Here is a 16364-nt window from a genome sequence, read left to right as displayed (position 1 = left end):
GGCTCAGAGTCCGGCGTCATAGCGGTAGCTTCCCGCCGGCACGGTCAGCGGCTTGCGGTCGCCCGGAAACTCGATCGTCGCGGTGGTGTTCGGTGGCACCTCGACTTCCAGCTCCACCCAGCCATCGCGCTTCACCCAGGAGCTTACCGCCTTGCCATAGGGTGTCTCGAGTTCGGCGCGAGCGGAATCGAGCTGCTTGCAGACCAGCGGCCTGACGAAGAAGTGCCGGTAGCCCGGATTCGCGGGATCGGGGGACAATCCAGCAACACGCTCGTACATCCACTGCCCGATCGCGCCATAGGCATAGTGGTTGAAGGAATTCATCTTCGCGTCCCCAAAGCCCTTTTCGAGGCTGTAACTGTTCCAGCGCTCCCACATTGTGGTCGCCCCTTGGTTGATCGGGTAGAACCACGATGGATAAGACTCCTGGAACAACAGCTCACAGGCGGTCTCCGAGCGACCCGTTTCATCCAGCGCGCGGGCGATCAGCGGCGTACCCAGGAAGCCGGTCCGCAAATGCCCCCCCGCCTCCCGGATGAGGCGATCCAAATTCGCCCCCGCCCCGGATCTCAGCTCCCGTGGGATCAGGTCGAAGGCGATGGCCAGCACGTAGGCCGTCTGGGTTTCCGGCGCGTTCTTCAGCTTCCCGTCGTTGTCAAAGTATTGGTTCGTGAACGCCCCCCTGACCTGATCCGCCAAGGCGGCATACCGCACCGCGTCGTCGCCGCGCCCGAGCACAACGGAGGCGTTCGCGAGAATCTGCAAACTATGGGCATAGTACGCGGCCCCCAGCAACGGGAACGGGGTATCCCCCTTCAAGCCCTTGGCATGGGGCTGGAGCCAGTCGCCGTAGCCTTTGATCCCCGGAAGGAGCCCGTCAACGGCCTGCGAACCATACCACGCCACCAGCTTCTCCATCATCGGGTAGTTCTGCTCCAACATCTCCCGGTCACCGGTGCGGATGTAAGCTTCCCAAGGCACGATGGTCGCGGCATCCATCCAGCCGGGACTGCCACTCTCCGACACCACGCCGGGCACGACATGCGGCAACCGTCCGTCCGGCTGCTGGTCGTCCCGCATTGATCCCAGCCAGCTCTTCAAGAACGCGAGGCAATCGTAGTTGAACATGGCCGTCTGGCAGAATGCTTGGGCATCCCCGGTCCAGCCGAGGCGCTCGTCGCGCTGCGGACAGTCGGTGGGTACATCGAGGAAATTCCCCCGCTGGCCCCACACAATGTTGCTCTGGAGCTGGTTGAGCTTCGCGTGGGACGAGGTGAAACCTCCAATCGGGCGGAGATCGGAATGAAGCACCACCCCGGTCACCCAATCCTCCCGCGGCTGCACCCCGGCGGGCAATCCCGAGAGTTCCACGTAGCGGAATCCGTGGAACGTGAACCGTGGCTCCCAGGTGATCGTTCCCGTTTCCGCCGAGGTGTAGGTGTCCGTGGACCGGGCGGACCGGTAGTTTTCCGTGTAAAGCGTGCCATCTGCATTCAGCATCTCGGCGAAACGGACGGTGATCGTCTTGTCCTTCTCCACCGGAATGCGCAGCCTCGCCCAGCCCACCATGTTCTGGCCGAGATCGAAAACCTGGCAACCTGCTTTCGGTTCGGTGATGCGTTTCACCCCAAGCGTCTGGTCCTCCCGAACCGGCAGGAAAGGTTTCGGCGTGAGGCGGGCCGATCCCAGATTCGCGTCCGCCACCACCGGGGCCCAGTTGGAGGGCTGCCGTCGCGCGTCGTAGTCCTCGCCATCGTAAAGGCTGGAAGACACCACCGGGCCGTCGAAGGTTCCCTCCCAGCCGCCGTCGGAAACGATCATCTCCTTGCTGCCATCCTTGTAGGAGACCTCAAGTTGCAACAGCAGCTCGGCGAGCTTTCCATACTGGCCCTTCTGGTTTTTTCCCCATGCGACCCGTCCCGCATACCAACCGGTTCCCAACATGGCTTGGATGGTATTGCCGCCGGACTTCAACAGCCCGGTTACATCGTAGCTGAGCGTGTCCAGGCGTTTGCGATACGAGGTCCATCCATTCGCGAAGTGATCGCTCCCCACCCGGTTGCCGTTCAGTTCGAGTTCGAATAGCCCGCGAGCGGTCACATACACCCGTGCCGAGGACACCTCCTTCGCCACCGGAAATTTCTTCCGCAGCAGTCCCACGGGCTCCTTCGCAGCATCGCATGGCTGGCTCGGACGGATCCACCGGGCCTTCCAATCGTCGTTCGAAAGCAGTCCGATCTCGCACCGAGCCGGAGCGCTCCATCCATACTCCGTCCCGCTTTCATCACGGAAATTCACCCGCCATGTCATGGCTTCCCGGGATGCCAGCGGCGTCCCGCCGTAGGGCACCAGCGTGGAATCTCCCGACTCCACCCAGCCGCTGTCCCACCCCTTGCCGGGAGTATTTGCCTCGATCCGGTAGGCCTTTTGCTGCTTCACTCCCACCGGCAATTTCCAGGAAAACCTCGGTGCCGGATCATGAAACCCGAGCGGGTTCTCAAATCCCTCGTTTACCGCCAGCGAATGCGCGGGCTCCGCGAGAACCGGCATGACGGAGACTATCAAGGCCATGACCACCATCCGCGGAGTCAGCCCGGATGCCCCGAAGCAAGCCAGCCTGGGCCGCCACATCCGAACGAACGCGCGGCTTTTCATCCCACCCTCCGCCAACAAAGAAATCGTCATGACCCCTCGTTGTAACCGCTTCCCGAAAATCTCGACAATAACCCGATCAGATTAACCCGCCCCACGGGACCACCTCGCCGCATTTCTCCCTAATCCGCTCGACAGTTCCAAGCCCCATGCAATTGAATGGCTCAAATGCTCCGGCTCCTCGTCCTGCTGCTCGCGCTCGTCTCTCCCGCCGTGGCAGACGAAACCGTCGGCCGCCCCGGCTTCCTGATCCGGGCCTGGCAATCGGATGAAGGACTTCCCGGCAACGTCGTCCGGTCGGTCGGTCAAACACCGGATGGCTTCCTATGGATCGCCACCGCCGAAGGACTCTCCCGTTTCGATGGCAATGAATTCGAAAGCATCGCGGCGACCGGAGTGTGGTTCGGCCGCCCGCTTGATTTCTCCCGCGTATTCACTCCCGCCGATGGCAGCGTGTGGGCGGCCACCTCGCGCTGCGGCCTATTCCGCGTGGGATCCGCGGGCCTTGATGGCGTGATCGGCGATTACGAGGGCCCGAATCCAGGCGTCGTCGCGCGGCTCTTCACTTGCGACGGCTCCACGTATTTCGTCCGCAACGACCGGCTCTGGCGCGTCGGAGCCAGCACCGCCGAAGCCGTCGACGCGCCCTCTCCCGCGGTCATCCAGGCCATGGCTGCCGACCAAGCTTCGCAACGACAACGCGGCAGGCAGGACAAGGCAGGACCACCGGACCGCTTGCTTGATCACAACGGCGGCACCTGGAGAATCGACGACCGAGGACTCTCGTACATCGCCCCGGACGAGTCCGCCGATCCTGAGCTGGCCATCGCCTTCAGCGGCAGCATGGAGTCTCTCGACATGCTGGAGGACCGCGAAGGAAACCTCTGGGTGGCCAGCCCGATCCGCGGTCTGGTTCGCATCCGTCACAGCCGCGCCGTGCGCCTTCCCTACCGGGACGGCTTCTACACCTCCCCCACCCGTACCAGCATCCAATCGCGTGATGGCACCTGGTGGATTGCCCGCCGCAATGGAGGCGTGGACCGCATCGAGAACGGGATACTCCTTCATATCCCGATCGTCACCAGCAACACCGCGCGCGTGGTGTCCAGCATCGTCGAGGACCATACCGGTCGCATCTGGATCTCCTCCCGGGACGCATCCGTTTTCGCTTACAACCCGGAGACCCAGCATGTGGACGCGCAGTTTCTCGACACCCCGGCTCTCTCGAAGATCAACGTCATGGTCGAGGACCACGAAGGCCGGATGTGGTTCGGAGGCCGGGCAAAGCTGTTTTGCTGGGATGGCACCAGCCTTCGAAGGGTCAACGAGGTCACCACGCTCGAGAACGTGGAGATCTCGACCTTGGCACCCGGTGACAACGGCACCTTGTACATCGGCACCGGAAACGGCAGGATTTTCACGCTCAAGGGAACGGAGCTCTCGCTGGTGGGGAATGTCGAATCCTTTCCCCGCAGTTCCGTTTCGAAGATCCTGCCCATCGCGCCCGACGAAATATGGGCAGCCACCCTCGGCGCCGGATTGCTGCTGTGGAAGGATGGCGGTTGGCACCGGTTCAGCACGCGTGAGGGGATTCCGGATGAACGCCTGACCGCGCTGACTCTCGTGGGGGACGACCTCTGGATGGGTTCGCTTGGAGGCATCCTGCGTGTCTCTCGCAAGGACTTGCTCCAATCACTCAAGGACAAGACCCCGGTCCCGAAATGGCTGCGGCTGGATCGCTCCGATGGTCTCGCTACCCGTGAATGCATCGGCTGGACACAGCCTGGGGTCTTCCGTGACAGCACCGGGTGCCTGTGGTTTCCCACCAGCGCGGGCCTCACCGGTGTGAAGCCGGATGACATCGAAACCACGGCTGTCGCCCCCTCCATCCACTTCCAACCGGTGGAAATCAATGGCGTGCCCCACGCCGTGGACGGCGGTCGCATCGTCACCGGACCGGGCCGGGTGCGCCTTGGCTTCCGCTTCACCGGCCTGAGCCTGAGCGCACCGGAAAAGGTCACCTACCGGGTCAAGCTGAACGGCCTCGACGAAAACTCGCGCGGCATCGGTGGCATCCGTGAAGCCGAATACCAGCTCGTCCCGCCCGGCCGCTACACCTTCGAGGTCTCGGCGACCAATGGCGACGGCATCACCACGCCGCGCCCGGCCATCATCCAGATCGAGGTGCTGCCCCATTTCTGGCAGCGCACCTGGTTCATCGTCATCGCCCTGATCGCCGCCATCCTGCTTCCCCTCTTCCTCGGTTGGCTCGTCGCCCGCCACCGAATGAAGGTCAAGATCCGCGAGCTCCGGCTTCAGGGTGCCCTGGAAGCGGAACGCACCCGCATCTCCCGGGATCTGCACGATGACCTCGGCGCCAGTCTCACCGAGGTCTCCATCCTTTCCGAGCTCGCCGCCGAGGACAATCACGACGAGTCTCTCCGCCCCGCCCTCGATCAACTCTCGCTGAAAGCCAAGCACGTCGTCGGCGCGCTCGATGAAATCGTCTGGGCCACCACGCCTTCCCAGGACAAGCTGGCTTCGGTGGTCGAGTATCTCTCGTTTTTCGCGCGGGATTTCTTGAAGGCGGTCCATATCCCCCTCCACACGGACATCACCCGGGACATCCCGGACGTCACCATCGGCCCGCGCCGGCGCCATAACATCGTGCTCGCCTCCCGCGAGGCCCTGAACAACGCCGTCAAACATGCGAAACCCACCGCCATTTCCCTCCGCATCACCATCGAGGATGGAATGCTGGTGGTCTGTATCCAGGACGATGGCAAGGGCTTCGCCGTCGAATACGAGGAATCCGGGAACGGCTTGACCAACATGGGAAAACGAATGACCGATTGCGGAGGGGATTGCCGTATTGAAAGCGTGCGCGGCAAGGGAACCTCCATTACGCTCACCATACCTTTGATCCGCAGAACACCCCGATGAACCGGAACCGAAAGTCCACTGTCGCCATTGTCGAAGACAACTCCGCCCTGGGCGCGAGCCTCCGGAAAGTGGTGGAGTCCAGCGATCAACTGCAATGCGTGGGCGTGTGGACCAGTGGCGAGGAAGCTCTCAAGAAAATCGATGCCTTCCGCCCCGATGTCGTGCTCATGGACATCAACCTCCCTGGCATCTCCGGCATCGAGGCCACGGCACGGGTGAAGGAATACCTACCCGAGATCCAGATCGTCATGGTGACGGTATATGGGGATCACGACAAGATCTTCGCCGCGCTCAAGGCTGGAGCGGCCGGTTATCTCCTCAAACGCTCGTCCCCCTCCGAGGTGCGGGATGCCATCCAGGAAGTCCTCACCGGGGGGGCACCGATGAGCCCGGAAATCGCCCGACGCGTGGTCGAAACGTTCCGGCAGCCGACGCGCGACGCCGCCCAAAGCCCCGGTCTTTCTCCCCGCGAAACGGAAATCCTCGAGGCCCTCTGCGAAGGCCTTGCCAACAAGGAGATCGCCTCCCGCCTCGGCATCGCGCCGGATACGGTGCGCGTCCACCTGCGGAACATTTACGAGAAACTCCACGTGCGTTCCCGCACCGAGGCCGCGCTGAAGTATCTCAAGATCCGCGGCCAGGACGGTTGATTCATTCCGTTCTCCGAGCCGCCGGGGCCGTGACGTCACCCCACGTCCGGAGCCGCCACGTGGCCGGATAAACCCGTCTGGGTGCCTGCGTTTTCTCCGCGGCCCCACGCTCTTCCCGCGTTCGTTCCGCGGGAACAGAAGCTTCGTCGAATGACCCGACGTGCCCCGGTGCGCCGCCGGTTCTGTCGCATCCTGTGGGTACCCGTATACCCCTTACGGATTATTGACCATTTTTTGCATGAAAAGGTGGAATAGGCGATGTGATCCGGACCCCCGGTTCATTCATCCCACCCCGCAAAAACGCCATCACTCAAAGAAAACCACCCGGCTCCGGCAAGCCTCCAGTTTTCACCGCCGGACCGGTCACCCCCTCAAGACGTCCGCCTCTATTGCCCGGGCATTTCCCGCCCAACCCTCCCGTTCCGGAAAGCCTGGCGTCCGCCAAGAACGCTCCAACGCCCAAGGAACACCCCGCCTCGCTTCGCCAACACCACTTCCAAACCCGCTCCCACTTCGTGAAACTCAAGCATCTGCATCTACTCGGAACCGCCACCATCTTCCTCGCCGGGCCCCTCGCCCACGCCGCCAGCCAAACGTGGGACGGCGACACGGATTCCACCTGGGCCACCGGTGCCAACTGGGTGGGCAACGCGGCTCCCGGCTCCACCACCACGACGTCCAACGACCGGGCGACGTTCAACACCGCGCTGTTCGGCGGTACCCGTGGCGGCGCTGGCGATCCGGTCCAGATCACGGATCTCGCCGCCAATCCCCGCCGCATCGGTTTGATCTTGTTCGATACGGCCAACGTCGGTCCTTATGTGATTGGAGCCTCAGGTGGCAACACGCTGTATCTTTCGGCCCAAAGCGGTTCGACCAACTCGGTCACCATGAGCGACACGGTCACCACCTCGCAGACCCTGGCCGGCCCTCTCAAGATGACGCAGCCGAGCGGGCAGAGCGACAACTACGGTTTCATCAACAACTCCTCCACCACTGCCGCGAACCTGATCATCTCGGGCAACATCGACGCCACCAACACCACCCGCACCTGGCAGTTCATTCTCGATGGAACGAACACCGGCAACAACATCATCAGCGGAAACATCAACAACACCACCACCACCGGCAATGGTGGCGCTGGCCCGATCATCAAGAACGGCACGGGAACCTGGATCCTGTCCGGCACGAACATCTTCATCGGCAACGTAAGTGGCGGCAACAACGTGCATCCGATCGTCACGAACGGCGTGCAGGTGAACGCCGGCACGCTCGTGGTGGAAAACAATCTGGCCTTCGGCAACACCGCCGGGGCGAAAGTATTCGTCAACGGCGGCACGCTGGAACTTAACTCGAGCGGCCCGAACGGCAGCATCACCCTTGAGAACGCCCTGACGGTGACCGTGGCGAGCGGTGCGACGGTCCGCTCAGCCGGCACCAACACCACCAATGCCAAGATCACCTTCGCCACCGGAGCCGCAGTGAGCTCCACTCTCTCGACGGTGAACGCGGCGGACGTCTTCACGATCGGCAACGCCGCGAACGACTTCAGCGGTGGTGCCAGCGACACCGTGGTGCACATCGCCGGCCCCGGCACCGTCCTGCTCTCCCAGGCCAGCAACTACGTCGGCTCCGTCTCGGTCGACAACGGCACCCTCAACCTCGGAACCTCGACCTCGCTCGGCACCTCGGGGGTCGTGAATGTCGGCAGCGGCGCGAAGTTGCAGACCTTGGGCAACAACCTCGCCCTGAACTCCCTCACCGGTGCCGGCACGCTGAGCAACGGGACCGCGAGCACGACCGCCACGGTGACGCTCACCAACACCAGCGCGAACACCTTCGGCCAGCTGCAAAACGGAGCCGGCACCCTGGCCTTCACCAAGGCCGGCACCGGCAGCCTGACGCTCTCCGGGACCAGCAACTACACCGGTGCGACCACCCTAAGCGCCGGCACCCTGAACGTTACCGGCAGCCTTGGCAGCACGGCGGTGACCGCGGCCAGCGGCTCGACTCTTTCGGGCAGCGGCTCGATCGCGGGCGGCGTGACCGCCGGCACCGGCGTCCACATCGCCCCGGGCGATGGCGGCGATGCGGCGATCGGCACCCTGACCACCGGCACGCTCTCCCTTGGCTCCGGCTCGCAACTCGACATCGGCGTCACCAACGCGTCGACGCTGGACAAGGTCACCGTGTCCGCAACCGACGGCCTGACCATCAACGGCGGCCAGGTCAACCTCAATGGAGGAACCGGCACGTTCACCACGAACGGGGTTTACAACCTGATCGCCTACACCGGCACCATTGGCGGAGCGGGAGTGAGCTCGCTCACGCTCAACAGCCTGAACAAATCCTCGACCAAGAACTACACCTTCGGCACTTCCGGTGGTTACGTGACCTTGACGGTTGAGGACAGCGGCGCGGCCGAGACCTTCTGGAACGTGAATGCCGACGGAAACTGGACCACCAACGGCAACTGGACCCCCGCCTTCGCCCCCAGCGGCACGGGTGCCCTCGCCTCGTTCGGCGGCGGCGGCACGGAGATCACCGCGAACCGCACCATCTCGGTGGACGGCACCATCACCTTGGGGGCCCTCTCCTTCAATGGAGCTGCCAATGGCAAAAGCTACACCCTCGCGAATGGCGGCGGGATCATCATCCTCAGCAACGTAGGAACCGGCGCGTTGGTCACCGACACCTCGGGCAACCACACGATCGACTCCCTCCTGAGCCTGACGAGCAGCGGTGCAACCTTCGCCGTCATCAATGCTGCCGACACCCTGACGGTGAGCGGCATCATCGACGGCAGCGGCACCCCGCTGATCAAAGATGGCGCCGGCACCCTGGTGCTCAGCGGCACGAACACCTACACCAATGGCACCACCATCAACAACGGCACGCTCGTAATCAACAGCGTGGCCAGCATGGGGGACGTGACAGGCATCACCAAGATCAACGCGGGCACCCTGCTGACGACCCAGGACATCACCAGTTCACGGGAAATCCAGATCAGCAGCTCCACCAGCGCCATCTCGGTGGATGCCGGCAAGACCTACTCCCTCAGCGGTGTGGTCAAGGACGGTAGCGGTGTTGGCACCCTCAACAAGGCGGGCAGCGGCACACTGGCTCTGACGGGCACGAACACCTATACCGGCGGCACCGTCATCAACGCGGGCACCGTGCAAATCAACACCGCCTCCAGCCTGGGTGACGCCGCGGGAGCGGTCACGATCAACAACGCGGTGCTCCAGGCAACCGCGACCATCACCGGCACACGCAACTTCACCCTGGGGAACGCGAACAGCACCTTCTCGGTGGACAACGGCATGACCTACACGGTCAACGGCGTGGTCAGCGGCAACACCTTGAACAAGGTCGGTACCGGCATCCTGACCCTGAACGGCACCAACACCTTCTCCTCGTCGATCCTGAAGGCGGGCACGGTGAAACTCGGCGGTGCCAATGCCGGCATCGGCACCGGAACGGTGACCTTCCAGGGTGGCACGCTCAGCTCGCAGGCCGCGGGTGCGGGCGATCCGGGTGGTGGTGGCTACGGCTTCGCAAACAACTTCGTGGTCGCGTCCGGTGACACCGGCACGCTCAATCTTGCCTACCGTGGCGGACTGAGCGGCACGCTGACCGGAGCGGGCACGTTCAACGTCAACACCCATGGCGTCCGCGATGACTTCAGCGGCAACTGGAGCGCGTTCACCGGCCAGATCAACGTCGGAACCCAAACGGGCTTCGGCGACTTCCGGATCAACACCACCAGCGGCTTCGGCACTTCGAAGGTCAGCCTGGCCAGCGGAGTGAGCATGTATGTGATCCTTAACTTCGGTTCGGGCGGCGCCACCTTCAACATGGGTGAACTGAGCGGCGCGGCGGGCAGCTACCTCGGTGGCGGACCGGTCGCGGGCCGCGTGGCCACCTACAATGTCGGCGGGGCGAACACCACGGCGACCTTCGCAGGGGTCCTGCAGAATGGTTCCGGAACCGTCGCCGTCGCCAAATCCGGCACCGGTGCCTGGACGCTGTCCGGCATCAACACCTACACGGGCAACACCTCGGTCAACGCCGGCTCGCTGATCCTCGCGGACAACGGCGGGCTAACCTTCAGGCCAACCACCAACGGTACCACCAACGCGATCAGCGGAACCGCCTCCGGCACCCTGCAGCTCGACGGTGACTTCACCATCGACACCAGCGCTGCGACCATCGCCAACGGCAACAGCTGGACGCTGGTCAACCGCGCCGCGCTTGGCTCCGTGACCTTCGGCTCGACCTTCACCGTCGTCGGCTTCACCGAGAACGCCGATGTCTGGACCAAGGTCGATGGCTCGAACACCTGGACCTTCACCGAGTCCACGGGGGTGCTGTCCCTGACGATCAGCGGTTACTCCAGCTGGGCCACCACCAACGGCCTGACCGGAGCCGCAGGCTTCGAAAACGGCGCCGGCGATGATCCGGATCACGACGGGATCTCGAACGTTCTGGAATACGTCCTGGGTGGCAACCCGCTGTCTTCCTCTGGCTCGGTGCTGCCGCACCTCGCGATCGATCCGGCGAACTTCGTGTTCACGTTCACCCGCAACGTGGACTCGAAGACCGACGTGACCCTGGTCTTCCAATACGGCACGAACCTGTCCGGATGGACCAACGTGTCGGTGGGCTCCAGCAGCTCCGGTCCGGATGCCAACGGAGTGAGCGTGAATGTCGCCGCCGGCACTCCCGAAAACATCACCGTGACCGTGCCCCGTGCGGTGGCCGGTTCCGCCCCGCTCTTCGGCCGATTGAAGGCAACGAAGTGAAGTCACCATTTTCACCTCCTCCATGACCGGGGAGGTGGGCCCGGGCGGCGGTCCATGACCGCCCTACCATTTGCCGGTGCAGCGCGAATCCCGCGCCGCACCGGCAAATTTGTTTTCCGGCATCGGCGCGGCCGATGGTTGCGGGCCTGGAATGCGGGCAGGATTTGCACAGTTTCCGCCAATTGCCGCGGGGATCAATTCCGCATCTCCTGCTTTTCTCGGGGCGAAAGGAACGCACCGCATGGAAGTCATCGCGCTCACCATCCTCGTCAGCTCCTGCCTGGCCGGGATCTTCATCACCTGCTGCGCGCTGGAATTCCGCCGGTCCCGCCACTCGTCGCCGGAGCGCGACTCGCTGCTCCCTCTCGACGATCACCGTCCCCGCTGACCCGCACCGATCATGAACCAGGCTAGAACAACGACGATCACTTACGACGACCGCTCCGTGCGGCAATTCCTGACCGCTTCCGTGGTGTGGGGCCTGGTTGGCATGCTCGTGGGTGTGCTCATCGCCACCCAACTCTCGTGGTGGCAAATGAACGGGAAATTCCTCGAGGCGGTGACCTTCGGCCTCTTCAAGGGCGAGGGAGCACCGTATCTCACCTTCGGCCGGTTGCGCCCGCTGCACACGAACGCGGTGATCTTCGCCTTCGTGGGGAACATGATGTTCGCCGGTATCTATTATTCCACCCAGCGGCTGTGCAAAACCCGGATGGCGTCCGACGTCCTGTCCCGCGTTCACTTCTGGGGCTGGCAGGCGATCATCGTGGCGGCGGCGATCACCCTCCCCGCGGGGCTGACCCGCGGCAAGGAATACGCCGAACTGATCTGGCCGATCAACCTGGCCGTGGCGGTGATCTGGCTGGTGTTCGCCGTGAACTTCTTCCGCACCCTGTCCCGCCGCAACGAGCCAAGCCTGTATGTGGCGCTGTGGTTCTACATCGCCACCATCGTGACGGTGACCATGCTCTACGTGGTCAACCACCTCTCGATTCCGACCTCGTGGACGCACTCGTATCCCATCTTCGGCGGCCTGCAGGACGCACTGGTGCAATGGTGGTACGGGCACAACGCGGTGGCCTTCTTCCTGACCACTCCGATTCTCGGGATCATGTATTATTTCCTGCCGAAGGCGGCGGAGCGACCGGTATACAGCTACCGGCTCTCGATCGTCCATTTCTGGTCGCTCGTGTTCATCTACATCTGGGCGGGTCCGCACCATCTCCTGAACACGGCCCTGCCGCGCTGGTTGCAGATGCTGGGCATGCTGTTCTCGCTGATGCTGTGGGCACCCTCCTGGGGCGGCATGCTCAACGGCCTTCTGACGCTTCGCGGTGCCTGGGACAAGCTGCGGACCGATCCGGTGATCAAGTTCTTCGTGGGCGCGCTGACCTTCTACGGCATGGCCACTTTCGAAGGGCCGCTGCTCTCGATCCGCGCGGTCAACGAACTGTCCCACTACACGGACTGGACGATCGGCCATGTGCACGCCGGTGCACTCGGCTGGAACGGTTTCATGGCCGCAGGGATGTTCTACTGGCTGGCCCCTCGCCTGTGGCGCACGCCGCTGTGGTCGAAGGCCTGGGCGAACATGCACTTCTGGATCGGCCTGACCGGCATCCTCCTCTATGTGGCCGCGATGTGGACCGCGGGCATCATGCAGGGACTGATGCTCGGCCAGATGAGCGAGGGCGGCAGCACGTTGAAGTATGAATTCGTGGAAACCCTCAAGGCGATCCAGCCCACCTACGTGCTGCGTTCGGTCGGCGGTGGCTTGTATCTCCTCGGCTTCGGCCTGTGCGCGGTGAACCTGTGGATGACCGCCCGCACGGGATCGGCCACCGATGAATCGGTGGAGGTCCGCGTGGCGGAGAAGCCCACCCGCCCGCTGTGGATCAGCGAGGCCTTTCTCAACGATCCGGTCATGTTGTGTCTGTTCTGCATCATCCTGAGCATCGTGTGGTTCTTCGCCCCGCCGCACGCGGACAAGGCCGCGCTCGCCGGAGTGCTGATCTTCGCGGGACGCGCGGTGTATCTTTTCAAGAAGGACAGCGCCCCGTGGGACGCCATCCACGACCGGCTGCTGGCGAACCACCTGCCCTTCACCGTGCTGGTGTTCGTGGCGGTGGCCATTGGCGGCACCGCGCAGATCCTTCCCTCCCTGCTGGTGAACAAGGAGAAGAACGTCGAGGGCCGCCTGCAGGAGCTCTACACCCCGCTGGAACTCGCCGGGCGCGACGTCTATGTGCGGGAGGGCTGCTACAACTGCCACTCGCAGATGATCCGCACGCTGGTGCCGGATGTGATGCGATATGGCAAGGCTGGCGTGGCGGACGATTACTCACACCTCGGCGAATCTCTCTTCGACCATCCATTCCAATGGGGCTCCAAACGCACCGGCCCGGACCTCGCCCACGAGGGAGGCCCGCTGGTCACCGGCTCGTCCGTGATGCGGTCCGGCAAGCGCGACAACAAGTGGCACTGGTTCCACTTCCAGAACCCGCGCTGGGCCAACGAGGACTCAAACATGCCGCCCTATCCTTGGCTCTACGACAACAAGACCGACTTCTCCTCGCTCACCCGCAAGATCACCGTCCAGCGCCAACTCGGTGTCCCCTACCCCGCGTGGTCCCGCGATGAGATCGACCAACAAGCCCGCAACCAGGGCCTTGAGATCGCCCGCTCGCTCTTCGAAGGCAACGCGCCGGTGAGCTACACGCCGATGACGGGAGCCACCTCCGCGGAACTGGTGCGCAAGTTTTCCGAGAGCGAGGTCGTCGCCGTGATTGCCTACGTCCAGAAGCTCGGCAGCTACCGGGACGTCCACCGCAAAGACAGCGACGCCATCCCGCTCGATCCGGATTCCTATCGAACCGCCATCCCCCGCCGGACGGAAAAGACCGCCGGAACCGGCCACTGAGGCCGCCACCCTTTCCACCGCCATGTTCAAGCGCATCACCCACGAGGATTGGGCCGCGATCATTCCCATCCTCTCTTTCGCCTGCCTTTTCACCGTCTTTCTCCTGACCACGCTCCGCGCGCTGCGAATGAAACCGGAGGAACGGGATCGCCTCGCAGCCCTGGCCAACGACACCACCCAACTCCCACAGACACCCGACCATGAATGAGGAAACCAAACGCGGTTCCTACGCCCGCGAGAAGGGCGAGGTGGTGCTCCGTGAGCACGAATTCGACGGCATTCAGGAATACGACCAAAAGCTGCCAAACTGGTGGCTGTTCACCTTCTATATCGCCATCGTCTGGTTCCTGGTCCACTGGTGCGTGTACTACTACACCGCCAGTGCCAGCACTGATGACGAGAACATCCGCGGCGCGATGGTGGAGATCCAGCAGAAGAAGGACCGCGAGCTCGCGGCCACCCTGGCATCCCTCGATGACACCACGCTGGTGACGAAGTGGGCGACCGATCCGGCCATCACCGCCGCGGGCGAAGCCACCTTTCTGGCCAGTTGCGCGGCCTGCCATTCCGCCGACCTCAGCGCCACCATGGTGGTGAACAACCAGCCGATCCCGCTCCCGGGACGCCCGCTCAACGACCACCACTGGGAGTACGGGGGCAAGCCCATGGACGTCTTCAAGCTCATCAACGAGGGCACGCCCGTGAACGCTCCCGGCTACAACGGCGCGAAGATGCAGGCATGGGGCCAGGTGCTCTCGCCGAAGCAAGTCGCCGAGGTCACCGCGTTCCTGATTTCGAAAAACCCGGAGGATTTCAAGAACTGACGCCGTGCCTGCGATGAGCCGTCCGCCATCCGCCCCACGCCAACCGGATCTGGTGTCCGTCACCACGATCCACCGCGATGGCTCGCGCAATTTCCTCCATCCCGCCGACGTACGCGGAAAATGGAACACGCTGCGGCGGCTTTCCGGACTGCTGCTGATCGCCCTCTACGTGGCTCTGCCGTGGATCCCGGTGAACGGGGCGCCCGCGTTGTTCCTGGACGTGGAGGAACGGAAGTTCCACGTGATGGGGCTTACTCTGGTGCCGCAGGATCTGTGGGTGATGTTCTTCGGCATCTCCGGGCTGGGCTTCACCCTATTTTTCGTCACCTCGCTGTTCGGGCGGATCTGGTGCGGCTGGACCTGCCCTTACACCGTGTTCCTCGATCACGTGTTCCGCCGTATCGAACGCTGGACCGAGGGTGACGCGGTGGCCCGCCGTCGCCTCCAGGCCGCGCCATGGAGCGGTGCCAAGATCGCGAGGCGGCTGGTGAAACACACGCTCTACGCGCTGGCGGCGGCGGCCATCGCCCACGTCTTCCTCTCCTACTTCGTTTCGATCCCACGGCTGTGGACCCGGATGAACGAGGGCCCTCTCGCCCATCCGACGGACTTCGCGGTCGTGTCCTCGCTCACCGCGGTGCTGTGGTTCTGCTTCGGCTGGTTCCGCGAGCAATTCTGCATCGTCCTGTGTCCCTACGGTCGGCTCCAGAGCGCTTTGACCGACGACCACACCGTGACCGTGGGATACGATGTCAACCGCGGTGAACCGCGTGGCGCGAGGGGCAAGGCGGGCGGCGATTGTATCGACTGCCGCCGCTGCGTGAACGTCTGCCCCACCGGCATCGACATCCGCAACGGACTCCAGATGGAATGCATCGGCTGCACGGCCTGCATCGACGCCTGCGATGCCGTGATGACGAAGCTCGCGCTTCCGCCCGGCCTGATCCGTTACGATTCCCTCAATGGCTTCGCGGGCAAGAAGCGCCGTTGGCTGCGTCCCCGCGTGGTGGTTTACACCGTGCTCGGTTTCCTCGGCCTCACCGCCTTCTCCACCGCCGCGTGGCTGCGCGCCCGGCCCTACACCGCGGATTTCTCCCGTATGCGCGGGCAGCCGTTTTACGCGGATACCGCGGCGGTGCGGAACCACTACGTCGTCCGGATCCAGAACAAGCGGAACCAGCCCGCGACCTGCACCCTACGCCTCGTCGATGCCCCCGCCGGCTTCACGGTCAGCGGCGCGGATACCCCGGTGGAAATCCCCACCCGCGGTGAAATCACCCGCACGGCCATCATCCTCGCCCCAAAATCCGCCTACCACGGGCCCTGCGATCTCACGCTGGAACTCACCGCCGATCCCGGTTCCGTGACGATCCGCCACGGACTGCGCTTTCTCGGCCCCGCGCCCACGCCTTGATGCCATGAACTCCAACACTTCCCGTAGCTCCTTCATCGACCGCCACCCGTGGTGGTTCGTCATTGCCGCCTTCGCGCTGCTGCTCGGTGCCTGGTCCTCCCTGATCGCGGTGGCGGTCAGGAACCGGCCCGAGATGGTGGAAACCCGCCGCTGATT

The 16364-nt window shown here is 63.8% G+C and carries 10 protein-coding genes; 9 read left to right on the top strand and 1 reads right to left on the bottom strand.

Features of this window, described 5'->3' with window-relative positions; translation table 11 throughout:
- Positions 1-3: 3 nt before the first annotated feature.
- On the bottom strand, positions 4-2550 hold the full coding sequence (locus llg_RS16215) for a family 78 glycoside hydrolase catalytic domain (protein WP_338285767.1): 2547 nt from the start codon (positions 2548-2550) through the stop codon (positions 4-6).
- A 270-nt stretch (positions 2551-2820) separates the two neighbouring features.
- On the opposite strand from llg_RS16215, the gene llg_RS16210 reads away from it, so the two are divergent.
- From llg_RS16210 to llg_RS16170, 9 genes are all read left to right on the top strand, one after another.
- Entirely contained in the window at positions 2821-5595 is a 2775-nt protein-coding gene (locus llg_RS16210; protein ID WP_338285766.1) for a two-component regulator propeller domain-containing protein, read from the top strand.
- The gene (locus llg_RS16205; protein WP_338285764.1) at positions 5592-6245 is read left to right on the top strand and encodes a response regulator transcription factor; all 654 of its coding nucleotides are present in this window, start codon (positions 5592-5594) and stop codon (positions 6243-6245) included. Before llg_RS16210 ends, llg_RS16205 begins: the two co-directional genes overlap by 4 nt.
- Before the next feature lie 515 nt (positions 6246-6760).
- Complete coding sequence (locus llg_RS16200) at positions 6761-11050, top strand: autotransporter-associated beta strand repeat-containing protein (RefSeq protein ID WP_338285763.1); 4290 nt, start codon at positions 6761-6763, stop codon at positions 11048-11050.
- 241 nt (positions 11051-11291) lie between these two features.
- Positions 11292-11438 (top strand): hypothetical protein, encoded by a 147-nt coding sequence (locus llg_RS16195; protein WP_338285761.1) that lies wholly within the window; start codon positions 11292-11294, stop codon positions 11436-11438.
- Between the two features lie 12 nt (positions 11439-11450).
- Positions 11451-13970 carry a cytochrome-c oxidase, cbb3-type subunit I gene (ccoN, locus tag llg_RS16190; protein WP_338285760.1) on the top strand — a complete coding sequence of 840 codons (2520 nt, stop codon included), beginning with the start codon at positions 11451-11453 and terminating at the stop codon, positions 13968-13970.
- 22 nt (positions 13971-13992) lie between these two features.
- Positions 13993-14178: a hypothetical protein gene (locus llg_RS16185; protein ID WP_338285759.1), complete on the top strand. Its 186-nt coding sequence runs from the start codon at positions 13993-13995 to the stop codon at positions 14176-14178.
- Positions 14171-14794 carry a cbb3-type cytochrome c oxidase N-terminal domain-containing protein gene (locus llg_RS16180; protein WP_338285758.1) on the top strand — a complete coding sequence of 208 codons (624 nt, stop codon included), beginning with the start codon at positions 14171-14173 and terminating at the stop codon, positions 14792-14794. The genes llg_RS16185 and llg_RS16180 overlap by 8 nt, the downstream gene beginning before the upstream one ends.
- 13 nt (positions 14795-14807) lie before the next feature.
- Positions 14808-16208 carry a cytochrome c oxidase accessory protein CcoG gene (ccoG, locus tag llg_RS16175; RefSeq protein WP_338285757.1) on the top strand — a complete coding sequence of 467 codons (1401 nt, stop codon included), beginning with the start codon at positions 14808-14810 and terminating at the stop codon, positions 16206-16208.
- A gap of 4 nt (positions 16209-16212) precedes the next feature.
- Entirely contained in the window at positions 16213-16362 is a 150-nt protein-coding gene (locus tag llg_RS16170; protein ID WP_338285756.1) for a hypothetical protein, read from the top strand.
- Positions 16363-16364: the final 2 nt, after the last annotated feature.

The sequence above is a fragment of the Luteolibacter sp. LG18 genome, assembly GCF_036322585.1.
Classification (GTDB): Bacteria; Verrucomicrobiota; Verrucomicrobiia; order Verrucomicrobiales; family Akkermansiaceae; genus Luteolibacter.
The sequence above is the reverse complement of the archived record's forward strand: the minus strand, read 5'-3'. Positions and strand labels throughout refer to the sequence as shown.